Annotated in this window: 11 protein-coding genes; 1 reads left to right on the forward strand and 10 read right to left on the reverse strand. The window is 67.9% G+C overall.

Annotated elements, in window-relative coordinates:
* The first annotated feature begins 50 nt into the window (after positions 1 to 50).
* Positions 51 to 2,171, forward strand: a complete 2,121-nt coding sequence (locus IF54_RS0120560) for a S9 family peptidase (protein ID WP_030320719.1) — start codon at positions 51 to 53, stop codon at positions 2,169 to 2,171.
* A 122-nt stretch (positions 2,172 to 2,293) separates the two neighbouring features.
* Here the strand turns inward: IF54_RS0120560 and IF54_RS0120565 are convergent, their stop codons facing one another.
* From IF54_RS0120565 to IF54_RS0120610, 10 genes are all read right to left on the reverse strand, one after another.
* On the reverse strand, positions 2,294 to 3,355 hold the full coding sequence (locus IF54_RS0120565; RefSeq protein WP_030320726.1) for an ABC transporter ATP-binding protein: 1,062 nt from the start codon (positions 3,353 to 3,355) through the stop codon (positions 2,294 to 2,296).
* The gene (locus IF54_RS0120570; protein ID WP_030320728.1) at positions 3,348 to 4,349 is read right to left on the reverse strand and encodes an ABC transporter ATP-binding protein; all 1,002 of its coding nucleotides are present in this window, start codon (positions 4,347 to 4,349) and stop codon (positions 3,348 to 3,350) included. The genes IF54_RS0120565 and IF54_RS0120570 overlap by 8 nt, the downstream gene beginning before the upstream one ends.
* A 138-nt stretch (positions 4,350 to 4,487) precedes the next feature.
* Positions 4,488 to 5,459, reverse strand: a complete 972-nt coding sequence (locus IF54_RS0120575; protein WP_030320730.1) for an ABC transporter permease — start codon at positions 5,457 to 5,459, stop codon at positions 4,488 to 4,490.
* Positions 5,452 to 6,375, reverse strand: a complete 924-nt coding sequence (locus IF54_RS0120580) for an ABC transporter permease (protein ID WP_030320732.1) — start codon at positions 6,373 to 6,375, stop codon at positions 5,452 to 5,454. The genes IF54_RS0120575 and IF54_RS0120580 overlap by 8 nt, the downstream gene beginning before the upstream one ends.
* A 7-nt stretch (positions 6,376 to 6,382) precedes the next feature.
* Positions 6,383 to 8,023 (reverse strand): peptide ABC transporter substrate-binding protein, encoded by a 1,641-nt coding sequence (locus tag IF54_RS0120585; RefSeq protein ID WP_030320734.1) that lies wholly within the window; start codon positions 8,021 to 8,023, stop codon positions 6,383 to 6,385.
* Positions 8,024 to 8,329: 306 nt separating this feature from the next.
* Entirely contained in the window at positions 8,330 to 9,466 is a 1,137-nt protein-coding gene (locus IF54_RS0120590) for an ABC transporter ATP-binding protein (RefSeq protein WP_030320736.1), read from the reverse strand.
* A 13-nt stretch (positions 9,467 to 9,479) separates the two neighbouring features.
* Entirely contained in the window at positions 9,480 to 10,541 is a 1,062-nt protein-coding gene (locus IF54_RS0120595; RefSeq protein ID WP_030320738.1) for an ABC transporter ATP-binding protein, read from the reverse strand.
* Between the two features lie 15 nt (positions 10,542 to 10,556).
* Positions 10,557 to 11,534 carry an ABC transporter permease gene (locus IF54_RS0120600; protein ID WP_030320740.1) on the reverse strand — a complete coding sequence of 326 codons (978 nt, stop codon included), beginning with the start codon at positions 11,532 to 11,534 and terminating at the stop codon, positions 10,557 to 10,559.
* Between the two features lie 98 nt (positions 11,535 to 11,632).
* Complete coding sequence (locus IF54_RS0120605) at positions 11,633 to 13,426, reverse strand: ABC transporter substrate-binding protein (RefSeq protein WP_030320742.1); 1,794 nt, start codon at positions 13,424 to 13,426, stop codon at positions 11,633 to 11,635.
* A gap of 99 nt (positions 13,427 to 13,525) precedes the next feature.
* Positions 13,526 to 14,545, reverse strand: a complete 1,020-nt coding sequence (locus IF54_RS0120610; protein WP_030320745.1) for an ABC transporter permease — start codon at positions 14,543 to 14,545, stop codon at positions 13,526 to 13,528.
* Positions 14,546 to 14,901: the final 356 nt, after the last annotated feature.

Raw genomic sequence — 14,901 nt, forward strand, 5'->3', positions numbered from 1 at the left:
CGGTCGGCGCACGGCCGCACAAGGGGGCGCATGGCCAATATGGTCGGGTCATGACGACTGAGCCTGACTCCTTTCCCCGTCGCCACGCCCGCACCCAGCGCTTCACTCTCGGCGCGCCGCGCGCGTTCACCGTGGCGCCCGACGGGTCGCGTGTCGCCTTTCTGCGCTCCAACTCCGGTACGGACCGGGCCAATTCACTGTGGGTGCTCGACACGGCGGACGGCGGGGAGCGCGTGGCCGCCGACCCGCGCGCCCTCCTGGGCGGCGCCGAGGAGCGTCTGTCGCCCGAGGAGCGGGCCCGGCGCGAGCGCAGCCGCGAGGGCGGCGCGGGCGTGGTCGGCTACGCCACCGACGCGGCCGTCGAGCTGGCCTCTTTCGCCTTGTCAGGGCGGCTTTTCACCGCGGAGCTGCGGGCCGGCACGGCACGTGAACTGCCCGTGCCCGGACCGGTGATCGACCCCCGTCCGGCGCCCGACGGGCGGCACGTCGCGTACGTCGCGCGGGGCGCCCTGCGGATCGTGGGCGCCGAGGGCGCGGACGACCGGGTGCTCGCCGGACCGGAGTCGGATCAAGTCACCTACGGTCTGGCGGAGTTCGTCGCAGCCGAGGAGATGGGCCGCACCCGGGGCTTCTGGTGGTCGCCGGAGTCGGACCGGCTGCTGGTCGCACGGGTGGACGACACGCCGGTGCGGCGCTGGTGGATCTCCGATCCGGCCCATCCCGAGCGTGATCCACAACACGTCCCGTACCCGGCGGCGGGCACCCCCAACGCGGACGTACGGCTGTTCGTGATCGACCTGGGCGGGGCGCGCACGGAGGTCTCCTGGGACCGTGCGCGGTATCCGTATCTGGCCCATGTGCACTGGTCAGCGGCGGGTGCGCCACTGCTGCTCGTACAGGCGCGCGACCAGCGCAGTCAGCTGTATCTGGCGGTGGACCCGGAGTCCGGCACGACCCGGATGGTGCACGCGGACGAAGATCCGATTTGGCTGGATCTTTTCCCTGGGGTGCCCTGCTGGAGTCCTTCGGGGCAGCTCGTGCGGATCGCCGACGAGGGGGGCGCGCGGGTCCTCGCGGTCGGCGAACGGCCGCTGACCGGGCCTCAGTTGCACATCCGCGCGGTGCTGGACGTGACCGCGGACGACGTGCTGGTCTCGGCTTCGGCCGGCACGCGCGCCGAGTCACCGGAGACCGGCGAGGTGCACGTCTATCGGGTGAACGAGCTCGGTGTGGAGCGCGTGTCACAGGAGCCCGGCGTGCATTCGGCGGTGCGCGCCGGGGGCGTGACCGTGCTGGTGTCCGCGAGCCTCGACCGGCCGGGCGCCCGGGCGCGGGTGCTGCGCGACGGCAAGGAGACGGCGACTGTCACGTCATATGCGGAAGATCCCGGTTTGACCCCGCGCGTGACCCTCATCGAGGGGGGCGCACGCAGGATCCCGTGCGCCGTGCTTATGCCGCAGGACTACGCCGGTGACAGCCCCCTTCCGGTTTTGCTGGACCCGTACGGGGGTCCGCACGGTCAGCGGGTGGTCGCCGCACACAATCCCCACCTCACCTCGCAGTGGTTCGCCGACCAGGGTTTCGCGGTCGTCGTGGCCGACGGCCGGGGCACCCCGGGCCGCTCCCCCGCCTGGGAGAAGGCGGTCCGGGACGACCTGGCGGCGGTGGTCCTCCAGGACCAGGTCGACGCGCTCCAGGCGCTCGCCGAGGACTTCCCGCTCGACCTGGACCGGGTCGCGATCCGCGGCTGGTCCTTCGGCGGCTATCTGGCGGCCCTCGCCGCCCTGCGCCGCCCCGACGTGTTCCACGCGGCGGTGGTCGGCGCCCCGGTCACCGATCTGCGCCTGTACGACACGCACTACCAGGAGCGGTACATCGGCCACCCGGACGAGCAGCCCGAGGTCTACCGGCGCAACTCCCTGGTCGACGACGAGGGCCTGGTCGACGCGGTGGAGCCGCACCGCCCGATGATGATCATCCATGGCCTCGCGGACGACAACGTGGTGGTCGCCCACTCCCTGCGGCTCTCCTCGGCCCTGCTCGCCGCCGGCCGCCCGCACGAGGTGCTGCCGCTGTCCGGGGTGACCCACATGACCCCGCAGGAGACGGTCGCCGAGAACCTGCTGCTGCTCCAGCTGGACTTCCTGAAGCGGTCGTTGGGCCTGCGGTAGGCACGGCAACGGGCCGGGGCGACATGGCGCGCCCCGGCCCGTTTACGGCACCCGCACGGCCGTACGTTCCTCAGCCTGACGTGTCCGTATATCGAGACCGGGTCGGCGAAGTTGCCTCCGTGTTACTCCGGCTCCTCGGGCGGCACGGCCCTGCCCGGCGCGGAGTTGCCGAGGGACAGGGTCTCGGCGAAGTGGCAGGCCGAGTCATGGGCGGCCGGTCCGCTCGTGTGCCGGAACTCCGCCGGGACCGCCAGCAGCGGCACTTCCATGGCGCAGCGTTCCCGTGCCTTCCAGCAGCGGGTGCGGAAGCGGCAGCCGGACGGGATGTTCGTCGGGGACGGGACGTCGCCCGCCAGGATGATCCGCTCGCGGTGCTCACGGGCCTCCGGGTCGGGCACCGGCACCGCGGACAGCAGCGCCTGGGTGTACGGGTGCGTGGGATGGTCGTAGATCTCGGCGTCCTTGCCGATCTCCACGATCCGCCCGAGGTACATCACCCCGACCCGGTCCGAGATGTGCCGGACGATCGACAGGTCGTGCGCGATGAAGAGGTACGACAGCTCGAAGTCGCTCTGGAGCCGGTCGAGGAGGTTGATCACCTGGGCCTGGACGGAGACGTCGAGGGCGGAGACCGGTTCGTCGGCGACGATGACCTCCGGGCGCAGGGCCAACCCGCGTGCGATGCCGATGCGTTGGCGCTGGCCGCCGGAGAACTGGTGCGGATAGCGGTTGATGTACTCGGGGTTGAGGCCGACGACGTCCAGCAGGTCCTGGACCTTTTTGCGGCGGTCGCCCTTGGGGGCCACCTCGGGGTGGATGTCGTACGGCTCCCCGATGATGTCGCCGACCGTCATCCGGGGGTTGAGCGAGGTGTAAGGGTCCTGGAAGACCATCTGGATGTTGCGGCGGACCGACTTGAGGGCCTTGCCGGACAGCTTGGTGATGTCCTCGCCCTTGTACTTGATCAACCCTTGCGTCGGCCGCTCGAGATTGACCAGCATCTTGGCGACGGTGGACTTGCCGCAGCCGGACTCTCCGACGATGCCGAGGGTCTCACCCTTGTGGAGCGTGAAGTCCACCCCGTCGACGGCCTTGACGGCACCGACCTGTCTCTTGAACAGGACGCCCTGGGTCAACGGGTAATGCTTGACCAGTCCACCCACTTCCAGGATCGGCTCAACCATGGAGGCACTCCGTCCAGAAGTGGCAGGCACTGGTCCGCCTGCCGTCCATGCCGTCCATGCCGTCGGCACCGTCCACTTCGTACAGGGGTGGTACATCCGTCCGGCACACGTCCCGGGCCATCGGACAGCGGGGGTTGAACGCGCAACCCGGAGGGATGTTCATCAAGTTGGGCGGCAGTCCCTTGATCGCGTACAGCTCCTGGCCCTTCTGGTCGAGACGGGGGATGGAGTCGAGGAGACCGCGCGTGTAGGGGTGGGCGGGGGCCTTGTAGATGTCGTGGACGGGCGCCTGCTCGACGATCCGGCCCGCGTACATGACGGCGATCCGGTCGGCGACGTCCGCGACGACACCGAGGTCGTGGGTGATCAGGATGAGGCCCATGTGGTACTCGCGCTGGAGCTCGGCGAGCAGGTCCATCACCTGGGCCTGGACGGTGACGTCCAGGGCGGTGGTGGGCTCGTCGGCGATGATCAGCGCGGGCTCCAGGGCGAGGGCCATCGCGATCATGATGCGCTGGCGCATGCCGCCGGAGAACTGGTGCGGGTAGTCCTTGACGCGCTCCCTGGCCGCGGGGATCCGCACGTGGTCCATTAGCTCGACGGCCTTCGCGCGGGCGTCCTTCTTCGACATCCCCCGGTGCACGACGAACATCTCGCCCAGCTGGTCGCCGACGGAGAGCACCGGGTTCAGGGAGGAGAGCGCGTCCTGGAAGATCATCGCCATCTCGGCGCCGCGGATCCTGCGCCGCTCGTCCTCCTTGAGCGTGAGCAGGTCCTGGCCCTGGAAGACGATCTCCCCGCCGGTGACCTTTCCTGGCGGCGTGTCGAGGATCCCCATGATCGCCTGCGCGGTCACGGACTTCCCCGACCCGGACTCCCCCAGCACGGCGAGGGTCTCCCCCGCGTCCACCGCGTAGTCGACCCCGTTGACGGCCTTGGCGACCCCGTCCCTGGTCCTGAACTCCACATGCAGATCACGCACTTCGAGCAGCACGGCGACTCACCTCGGCTTCCGGTGGGGTGTGGCGCGACCCCGGGGGTGGAGGAACGGACGGTGGGCGAGAGGGGCGTGGCGCGGTGCGGCGGAGCGGCAGAGGCGCCACTGCTTCTCCCACCCCCGACCCCACGCCCCTCACCTCAGCTTCGGGTCGAGGGCGTCGCGGACCGCGTCGCCGAGCATGATGAAGGCGAGGACGGTGATCGCCAGGGCTCCGGCCGGCCACAGGAGCATGTGCGGGGCGTTGCGGATGTACGCGGAGGCGGCGGAGATGTCGATGCCCCAGCTGACCGTGGGCGGCTTCAGGCCCACGCCGAGGTAGGACAGCGTGGCCTCCAGCGAGATGTACGTGCCGAGCGCGATGGTCGCCACGACGATCACCGGGGCCACCGCGTTCGGGGTGATGTGCCGCAGCAGGAGCCGGGAGTTGGAGGCGCCCAGCGCCCTGGCCGCCTGGACGTAGTCGTTCTGCTTGGCCGTGATGACCGAGCCGCGCGCGATGCGGGAGATCTGCGGCCAGCCCAGCAGCACCATGAAGCCGATCACCGGCCACACCGTGCTGCTGGTGACCACCGACAGCAGGACCAGGCCGCCGAGGACCACCGGGATCGCGAAGAAGATGTCGGTGAGGCGGGACAGGAGCGAGTCCCAGGCCCCCCCGAAGAAGCCCGCGAGGCCGCCGAGGGCCGAGCCGAGCAGAGCCACCCCGAGCGTGGCGCACACGCCGACCGTCACCGACGTACGGGCGCCGTACACCGTGCGCGTGTAGACGTCGCAGCCCTGGCCGTCGAAGCCGAAGGGATGACCCGGCTGGGACCCCTCCTGGGCCTTGGAGAGGTCGCACTTGAGGGGGTTGCCGGACGCGATCAGCGACGGCCACAGGGAGATGACGACCAGGAAGAGGATCACGAGGCCGGAGATGATGAAGACGGGGTTGCGGCGCAGGTCGCGCCAGGCGTCGGACCACAGGGAGCGGGGCTTACCCGAAGGGCCCGAGCCGTCCGGGCGGCCCCCCTCCAGGGTGGTCGCCTCGCTCACCGCGAGGTCCATCGCCCCGCCCATACCGGTCCCGGCGATCGCTCCCTCTGGTTGCTGGGGCTCAGGCATAGCGGATCCTGGGGTCGAGGACGGCGTACAGCAGGTCGACGAGCAGGTTGGCCACCAGGAACACCAGGACGAGGACGGTCACGAAGCCGACCACGGTCTGGGTGTTCTGGCGCAGGATGCCCTGGTAGAGCTGGTAGCCGACGCCGTGGATGTTGAAGATGCGCTCGGTGACGATCGCGCCGCCCATCAGGGCGCCGATGTCGGTGCCGATGAAGGTGACCACCGGGATGAGCGAGTTGCGCAGCAGGTGCCGCACGATGACGCGCTGCCTGGGCAGGCCCTTCGCCACGGCCGTGCGGACGTAGTCGGAGCGGCGGTTCTCGGCGATCGAGGTGCGGGTCAGCCGGGTCACGTACGCCAGCGACACCGAGGCGAGGACCAGACCGGGCACGATCAGTTCACCGAACGTGGCGTCCGTCGACACCGACGGCTTGATCCAGCCCCACTCGACACCGAGCAGCAGCTGGAGCAGCAGGCCGGTGACGAAGGTGGGGACGGAGATCACGACGAGGGTGAGCAGCAGCACCGAGGTGTCCACCGGCCGTCCGCGCTTGAGGCCGGTGACGACACCCAGGGTGATGCCGATGACGATCTCGAAGAGGATCGCGACGATGGTGAGCCGGATGGTCACCGGGAACGCCGTCGCCATCAGCTCGGTGACCTTCTGGCCGTTGAACGCGGTGCCGAAGTCGCCGGTGAAGACGTGCCCCATGTAGGTGAGGTACTGCTGCCAGACCGGCTTGTCGAGGCCGAACTCCTTCTTGAGCTGGGCGGACGTCGCCGCGTCGCACTGCTTGTCCCCGCACAGGCCCGCGATGGGGTCGCCCATCACGTTCACCATGAGGAAGATCAGCAGGGTCGACCCGATGAACACCGGGATCATCTGGAGCAGACGCCGGACGACGTACCGTCCCATGGCGGGCTCAGCCGACCTTGATCTCGTTGTAGACGGGCACGCTGAACGGGTTGAGCTTCACGTTGGAGAGCCGCTCGGAGTAGCCCGCGCTGCCGTTCTGGTACCAGAGCGGGATGGCGGCCATGTTGTCCCGTACGACGCCCTCCGCCTCCTGGAACTTCTCGACGGCCTTGGCGGTGTCGGTCTCGGCGTTGGCCTCGTTGACGAGCTTGTCGAAGTCCTTGTTGCTCCACTTGCCGTCGTTGGAGGAGGCGTTGGTGTAGTAGAGCGGCTGGAGGAAGTTCTGGATGAGCGGGTAGTCCATCTGCCAGCCCGCCCGGAAGGGGCCGCTCATCTTCTTCGCGGTGATCTGGCTGCGGAAGTCGGCGAAGGTGCCGACCGGGTTGCCGACGCAGGCCTTGTCGTTGCCGAGCGCGTTGTTGATGGAGTTGCAGACCGCGTCGACCCACTCCTTGTGGGAGCCGGTGTCCGCGTTGTACGTGATCTTGACCTGGCCGCCGGGGAGTCCGCCGCCCTCCTGGATGAGCTTCTTGGCCGCGGCGGGGTCGTAGTCGCAGGCGTCCCCGCACAGGCCTTCCTTGAAGCCGCCCTCCTTGCCGAGGACCGGGGAGGTCCAGTCGGTGGCGGGGGTACGGGTCTTCTGGAAGATGGTCTGGGTGATCTGGTCGCGGTTGATGGCCCGGGACAGTCCGGTGCGGACCTTCTCCATGCCGGCCTTGTTCCAGTTCTTGTCGTAGAACGGGAAGGCGAGGGTCTGGATGATGCCGGCGGGAGTGTTGATGTAGCGGTCGCCGAGGTCGCTCTTGACGTTCTTGAGCTGGGCGGCGGGGACGTCGTCGACCAGGTCGAGGTTGCCGGCCATCAGGTCGGTGTAGGCGGTGTTGTTGTCGGTGTAGACCTTGAGGGTCACGCCGCCGTTCTGGGCCTTGTCGGGGCCCTTGTAGCCGTCCCACTTCTTCAGGGCCATCTGGGAGCCCTTGGTGTACGAGTCGATGGTGTACGGCCCGTTGCCGACCGGCTTCTTCACCCAGCCGGCGTGGTCGGTGAAGAAGGCCTGCGGGAGCGGGGCGTAGGCGGGGTAGCCGAGGGTGTCGGGGAAGGTCGAGAACTTCTGGTTGAGCTTGACGGTGAAGGTGTTGGTGCCGGTGACCTTCAGGCCGGAGAGGGTGTCGGCGGTCTGCTTGCTGCCGTCCTCGGGGTGCGTCTTGTCGTAGCCGTCGATGTAGCCGAAGAAGTAGGCGTTCTTCTGGTTGTTCTTGAGGGAGGCCCCGTAGTTCCAGGCGTCCACGAAGGACTTGGCGGTGACCTTCTCGCCGTTGCTGAAGGTCCAGCCGTCCTTGACGGTGATGGTGAAGTTCTGCGAGTCGCTCGTGTCGATCTTCTCGGCGAGCATGTCCTCGGCCTTGCCCGTCTCCGGGTTGTACTTCTTCAGGCTGCGGAAGATCATGTCGAGGACCTTGCCGCCCTGCACCTCGTTGGTGTTGGCCGGCTCCAGCGGGTTCTGCGGGTCGCCCCAGGAGGAGCTGAGCACCGCGCCGCCGTCGCTGCTGCCGCTGCCGCCGCCGCTGTCCCCGCCCCCACAGGCCGTCGCCGCGAGCGCTACCGCCGCCGCGCATGCGGCCCATTTGGCGTGCGTGCCTCCACGCATGGAGTGCCTCCTCAAGATGATCCGTTACCGGCCAATATCGGATCATGAACGACATTTCGCACGCCTGAGTAGGCCTTTGGGGGTGGGATGAGGAGAGAGGGGTGACGGCACAGGGGCCTCGCGGGAGCGAGGAGACGGTGGGTCAGGGACCGGTGACACCGGGCTGCCTGGAGGGGGCGAGGTCGGTGAACCGGGATGCCCGAGCACCGCGCGGCCGGCCCTGGTCATCGCACACGCCAACGGCCGGGGACGGAGTTGGTGTCTCCGTCCCCGGCCGTGGGGTCGTACCGGGATGTCCCGGCCGCGTCAGTCCTTCGTCGGCACCGCGTCCGACTCCGCCGCGTCCTCCAGGGCGATCAGCGCCGGGTCCATCACGACGTCCTCGTCGCGGGCCTCGATGGTCGGGTCCTCCGGGAAGTGGCAGGCCGTGAGGTGGCCGACCTTGTTGCCGGAGATCTGGACCAGCGGCGGCTCGTCCGTGGCGCACTTGTCCTGCGCCTTCCAGCACCGCGTGCGGAAGCGGCAGCCGGACGGCGGCAGGATCGGCGAGGGCACGTCACCGGAGAGCCGGATCCGCTCCCGGCTCGGACCCGTGCCGTCGATGTCGACCTCGGGCACCGCGGAGAGCAGGGCGTGCGTGTACGGGTGCCGGGGGTGGTTGTAGATCGACTCCCGGTCGCCGACCTCGACCACCTTGCCGAGGTACATGACCGCGACCCGCTGCGAGAAGTGCCGTACGACGGCCAGGTCGTGGGCGATGAACAGGAACGCGATGCCCAGCTCGTCCTGGACCTTCTTCAGCAGGTTGACGACCTGCGCCTGGATCGACACGTCCAGCGCGGAGACCGGCTCGTCCGCCACGATCAGCTTCGGCTGGAGGGCCAGCGCGCGGGCCACCCCGATGCGCTGGCGCTGACCGCCGGAGAACTCGTGCGGGAAGCGGTTGTAGTGCTCGGGGTTGAGGCCCACCAGCTCGAGGAGCTCGCGGACCTTCTTCTCCTGGCCGCCCTCCGGCTCGATCCCGTTGACCTCCATCGGCGACTTGATGATGGAGCCGACGGTCTGCCGCGGGTTCAGCGAGGAGTACGGGTCCTGGAAGATCATCTGGATCTCGGACCGCACCGGCGCCAGCTGGCGGCGCGAGGCGTGCGTGATGTCCTGACCGGCGTAGGTGATCTTGCCGTCCGTGGGCTCCAGGAGCCGTGTGATCAGCCGGCCCGTCGTCGACTTGCCGCAGCCGGACTCGCCGACCAGGCCGACGCTCTCGCCGACGCCGACCGTCAGGTCGACTCCGTCGACGGCCTGGACTGCGCCGACCTTGCGTTTGATCGGGAAGCCGCCGTAGATCGGGAAGTGCTTCGTCAGGCCCTCGACCTTGAGGAGTGGCTCGGTCGAGGTGCCGGCGGAACCCTGCTGGGCGGGGAGGGTGAGGTTGTCGCTCATGTCTCGGATCTCCCTAGCGCAGCCGGGGCTGGATCTTGTCGATGAAGATGGTCTGCTTCTGCTCGGCCGTCAGGTGGCACGCGGAGGCACGCCCCTCGCCCAGCGGCGGACGTGAGTCGGTGCACAGCGTGCCCGGCACCTCGTCCTTGAAGGCGCACCGCGGGTGGAACGGGCAGCCGGAGGGCGGGTTGAGCAGCGAGGGCGGCGAGCCGGGGATCGGCTCCAGCGCCTCGTTGATGTCGCCGTCCAGGCGAGGCATCGAGCTCAGCAGGCCCCAGGTGTAGGGGTGCTTCGGCGCGCCCAGCACCTCCCGCACGGAACCGCGCTCGACGGCCCGGCCGGCGTACATCACCAGCAGGTCGTCGGCCATGTTGGAGATGACGCCGAGGTCGTGCGTGATGAAGATGATCGCGGAGCCGAACTCCTGCTGGAGGTCCTTGAGCAGGTCCAGGATCTGGGCCTGCACGGTGACGTCCAGCGCGGTGGTCGGCTCGTCGGCGATCAGCAGCTCGGGGTCGCACATCAGCGCCATGGCGATCATCGCGCGCTGGCGCATACCGCCGGAGAACTGGTGGGGGTAGTCGTCGAAGCGCGCCTTGGGCTGCGGGATGCCGACCTTCTCCAGCAACTGGACGGCCCGGTCCTTGGCTTCCTTCTTGGAGGCGCCGCGGTGCTTCATGAACGGCTCGGACAGCTGGCGGCCCACCGTGTAGAACGGCGACAGCGCGGTCAGCGGGTCCTGGAAGATCATCGCCATCTTGTTGCCGCGGAGCTGCTCCAGCTCCCGCTCGGTGGCGGTGACGAGTTCCTTGCCGTCGAGGACGATCTCGCCGTCGACGGTGCTGGTGCGGGGGTTGTGCAGGCCCAGGATCGTCAGGTTGGTGACGGACTTTCCGGAGCCGGACTCGCCGACGATGCCCAGGGTCTTGCCGCGCTCGACGTCGAAGGAGAGGCCGTCGACCGCCTTGACGATGCCGTCCTCGGTGGAGAACTGCACCTTCAGATCACGCACCGAGAGGAAGCTCTCCGGACCGGTCGGGGCCGGCGCGTCCTCGGTCTTGGTCAGTGTGGTCACGGTGGTTCGTTCTTCCTAGGAGAGCCGGACGCGCGGGTCGATGTAGGCGTACGCGATGTCGGTGAGGATGTTGACGATCAGGATGAAGAAGGCACCGAACAGCATGACACCCATGGTGAGCGGCAGGTCCTTGTGGACCGCGCCGTCCACGGCGAGACGGCCGATCCCCTGGAGGGAGAAGGTCAGCTCGGTGACCACGGCGCCGCCGAGCATCGCGCTGATGTCGATGCCGAGGACCGTGACGATCGGGATCATCGAACCGCGCCAGGCGTAGCGGAAGAACACGTACCTGTTCGACATGCCCTTCGCGCGGGCGGTGCGGACGTGCTCCTCGGCGAGCTGCTCGATCATCGAGGAGCGGGCCATACGCGTGTACTGCGCGGTGAAGATGGTGGACATCACCAGCACCGGCAGCAGCAGACCGGTGAACCACTTCCACGGGTCGTCGGTGATCGGGTGGTAGGCCGGGTTGTCCATCCAGCCCGTGCTGTAGACGAAGATCAGCAGGACGAGCGGGCCGAGCACGTAGATCTGGAACGAACTGAGCACCATGGAGACACTGGTGGCGACCTTGTCGATCATGGTGCCGCGCCGGTAGGCGGCGATCATGCCGGCGCCGATGCCGACGATGACGAAGACGACCGCACCGCCGGCGGTGAGCGTGAGGGTCGTCGGGAAGCGGTCCATGATCGTGGACCAGACCATGTCGCCCGAGTAGAACGACTGGCCGAGGCAGGGCGCGCTGCAGTGTCCGGTCGGGAAGTCACGGCCCATGACGATGCCGGACATGAAGTCCCAGAACTGCTGGTGGATCGGCAGGTTGAGGCCGAGCGCCTGACGGATGTCCTCGAGTCTCGCGGGCGAGCAGTCCTTGCCACAGGCCAGTGAGGCGTAGTCGGAGGGCGCGGCGACGAACAGGAAGAACGTGGCGGCGCCGATGAGGATCAGGGTGACGAAGGCACCGACTGTGCGCCGGATGATGAACTGAAACATGGCGGGAGGGCTGCTCTCTGCGGAGACGGTGGGAGGTTTCACGGAGGTGCGGGGGTGCGCTCCGCCTGGTGCGCACCCCCGCGATCAGCCGTAGAGAGTTACGACTTCACGTAGAGGCGGGTGATGTCGATGAGGCTGGACACCGAGCCGTAGCGGGCACCGCCGATGTTCGAACCGGAGAGCTGGAACTGCTTGGTGTACCAGAGCGGCGCGGCCGGGAGGACCTTCTCCAGCAGGTAGTGCTGGGCTTCCTTCCAGGTGGCGGCAGCGGCGGTCGGGTCCTGGGTCAGAGCCTTCTTGATCAGCTCGTCGACCTTCGGGTCCTTGACGTGCGAGTAGTTCGAGGAACCGTCGGCGACCTGGGTGCCGTCGTAGATGGGCGTGATCACCGTGGCCGCGGACGGCCAGTCCTGGCCCCAACCCGTGATGTACAGGTCGTACGGGTTGTTGAGCTTGCCGATCTGCTCGTAGTAGCTCGCGGAGTCGACCTCCTTGGAGACCACGTTGAAGCCGACCTTGGTCAGGGCGTCCTCGATGGCGACCTTGCGCTTCTGGCCGGCCTCGCTGTTGGAGTACGCGAAGACGACCTTCTTCTCGGCGGCCGGGACACCCTTGAGGATCTCCTTGGCCTTCGCGATGTTGCCCTGCGGCATCTTCAGGCGGCCGTACGGGTCGTAGCTCGCCTCGTAGCCCGGCAGGGTCGGGGCGAAGTAGTTCGGCGCCACGTCGCCGCCGTAGGCACCGCCCTCACCGGCGATGAGCGACTTGGAGTTGACCGCGTAGGTGATGGCCTGGCGGACCTTGAGGTCCTTGACGCGGTCCAGGTTGAAGGTCAGCTGCATGACGTAGGGCTGGTAGCCCTTGACCGTGCGCTTGCTGACGGCCGCGTTGCCGATGACGTCCTGGATCTGCGTGGCCTCGACGCCGCCCGTGAGCTGGATGGCGTTCTTGTCCTCGCCCTGGTCGGCGATCAGACGCTTGGTCTGGGTCGACTCGGTGATGCCGAACTGGAAGTCGAAGCCGTTCGCGTACTGGTGACGGACCGAGTCGGTCTTCGGGTCCCAGTTGGTGTTCTTCGCGAGAACGAGTTCCTTGCCGACCTTGTTGGAGACGATCTTGTACGGGCCCGTGGCGACCGGGGCCTTGTCGTACTTCTCCTTGGTGTCGCCCTTGGCCGGGACGATGGCGTAGCCGGCCATGGCCAGGGTCTGCGGCAGGTCCGGGCGCGCGGTGTCGAAGTGGAAGACGACCGTCTTGTCGTCCGGGGTGGCAAGGACCGAGTCCGGCAGGTGCTTCTTGCCGAAGCCGCCGTCCGGGAGCGCCTTGCGGTAGTCGGAGCCGCTCAGCCAGGTCTGAAGGTAGGTCGGGCCGTCGAAGATGAACTTCGCGTACTGGCGCTCGACGGTGTGGCGCACGTCGGCGGACGTGATGGCGTTGCCGTTCTGGTCCTTGACGCCGTCCTTCAGCGTGAAGGTCCAGGTCTTGCCGCCGTCCGAGGACTTGCCCGAGTCGGTGGCGAGGTCACCGACGACCGAGACGTTGCCCTTGTCGTCCTCCTTGAACTGCGTCAGACGACGGAAGAGCAGGTTGGCGACCTGGCCCGCGTCGGAGACGTAGATCTGGCCCGGGTCCAGGTGCGAGAGGCCCGCCTCCTGGTAGACGTTGATCGTGCCGCCGGCCTTGGCGCCCGCAACCTCTGCGGCAGGACCCGTGGAGCCCGCGGCGTCGGCGTAGGTGACCGCCTTCGACTGGACGGAGGCCTCCTTCTGGTCCTTCTTCGAGTCGGCGCCGGAGTCACCGCCATCGTTCTTGGAGCAGGCCGTGAGAGCCAGGGAACCGGCCGCGAGGGCGACGACGATTGCACGCGCTCTGCGCGAGCTGATGGGCTTCATGAGGCGATTACCTACCTGTCGGTTGTTATCCATGAGTACTGCCTGACGCGGCTGGTAGGCCGACGCGGGGGCGGCAGTCACCCCCCACCAATGGACGAGTTACCGCCCGGACTTGGGGTCGAAGGCGTCCCGGACCGAGTCTCCGAGGAGGTTGAAGGCCAGAACGAAGATCACCAGCGCCAGGCCGGGGAAGAAGAGGAACGCCGGGTCCTGCTCGGTGTAGTTGGCAGCGGCGGCGAACAGTCGTCCCCAGTCCGGAGTCGGCTCGACGAACCCGACACCGGCGAACGAGAGGAAGGCGATGGTGAGGATGGTGCTGGGCAGCGAGTACGTGAACTGCACCAGGATCGGCGTCACCACGTTCGGCAGGATCTCCTTGCGGACGATCCGCCACGGGGAGGCACCGGAGACCTTGGCGGCCTCGACGAACTCCCGCTCACGCAGGGACAGCACGGTCGAGCGGACCAGACGCGCCATACCCATCCAGCCCAGCAGCCACAGCACGATCAGCATCGCCAGTGCGCGGAAGTACGTGGGGGTCGCCTCCCGCGGGTCGACGAAGAACGCGGTGACCACGGGCATGAAGGCGATGAAGAACAGCTGCTGGGGGAAGGACAGGAAGAAGTCGGTGACCCGGCCGATCCAGTAGTCCGTGCGGCCGCCGAAGTAGCCGCCGATGAGGCCGATGATGACGCCGGTGGCCATCAGCAGGACGGTCACGCCGAGGGCCATGAACAGCGAGGTCCGCATGCCGTACATGAGCATGGCGAACAGGTCACGGCCGTACTGCGGCTCCACCCCGAACCAGTGGGAGCCCGAGACGCCGCCGAAGTAGCCGAGCGGCAGACCGAACTGGTCCAGGATCGGCTTGTCGGCGTAGGTCGGGTCCTGGCCGTACAGCGTGTACGGGTCGGTCCCGCTGAGCTTGGTCAGCAGGGGGGCGGCCAGCGCGATCACGAAGTACAAAATCACTACCACGGCGCAGACGACCCCGGTACGGTCACGCTTGAAGCGCTGCCACATCAACTGGCCGGGAGAACGACCCTCGAGCTTCGGCTCGGCCTTGACAGGCTCGGCGTTCGACTCGAGCTCGGGGTCCAAGGCGACTGGACTGGTCATGTGTGTACTTCCCCCGGGGGGTTGGAGAGTTGAGCGCAGCACAGATACCGGCAGGTTCTGTGGTTTGGGGGAACTTTCGCCAAAGTGTTCAACGCGCGTCAAGGGCGGAAGGCATAGGGATCTCCCTACCGGCCATATTTTGAGGAAAAATTGCAAAGATTGACACCTGGTCGCGCTTGACACGTGAACCGACAGACCGTCAAAACGGACATAACGCAATGGATTTCTGTTCACATGTCCGAAACACGATGGGCTGATTACCGATTACCGGACGGTATCGCACAGGTCACGGACAGGCCTCTTACCTGCGTTCCGGCACCCGTTTCGACGGCACGCCGAAGGCCCGGTTCCCCGTC

The organism is Streptomyces sp. NRRL B-3229 (genome assembly GCF_000719505.1).
Lineage (GTDB): Bacteria > Actinomycetota > Actinomycetes > Streptomycetales > Streptomycetaceae > Streptomyces > Streptomyces griseorubiginosus.

What these genes read in the sequence shown, in the direction of transcription:
- IF54_RS0120560 (WP_030320719.1), top strand. Translation starts at nt 51, where the DNA reads ATGACGACTGAGCCTGACTCCTTTCCCCGTCGCCACGCCCGCACCCAG.
- IF54_RS0120565 (WP_030320726.1), bottom strand. Translation starts at nt 3,355, where the DNA reads ATGGTTGAGCCGATCCTGGAAGTGGGTGGACTGGTCAAGCATTACCCG.
- IF54_RS0120575 (WP_030320730.1), bottom strand. Translation starts at nt 5,459, where the DNA reads ATGCCTGAGCCCCAGCAACCAGAGGGAGCGATCGCCGGGACCGGTATG.
- IF54_RS0120580 (WP_030320732.1), bottom strand. Translation starts at nt 6,375, where the DNA reads ATGGGACGGTACGTCGTCCGGCGTCTGCTCCAGATGATCCCGGTGTTC.
- IF54_RS0120585 (WP_030320734.1), bottom strand. Translation starts at nt 8,023, where the DNA reads ATGCGTGGAGGCACGCACGCCAAATGGGCCGCATGCGCGGCGGCGGTA.
- IF54_RS0120590 (WP_030320736.1), bottom strand. Translation starts at nt 9,466, where the DNA reads ATGAGCGACAACCTCACCCTCCCCGCCCAGCAGGGTTCCGCCGGCACC.
- IF54_RS0120600 (WP_030320740.1), bottom strand. Translation starts at nt 11,534, where the DNA reads ATGTTTCAGTTCATCATCCGGCGCACAGTCGGTGCCTTCGTCACCCTG.
- IF54_RS0120605 (WP_030320742.1), bottom strand. Translation starts at nt 13,426, where the DNA reads ATGAAGCCCATCAGCTCGCGCAGAGCGCGTGCAATCGTCGTCGCCCTC.
- IF54_RS0120610 (WP_030320745.1), bottom strand. Translation starts at nt 14,545, where the DNA reads ATGACCAGTCCAGTCGCCTTGGACCCCGAGCTCGAGTCGAACGCCGAG.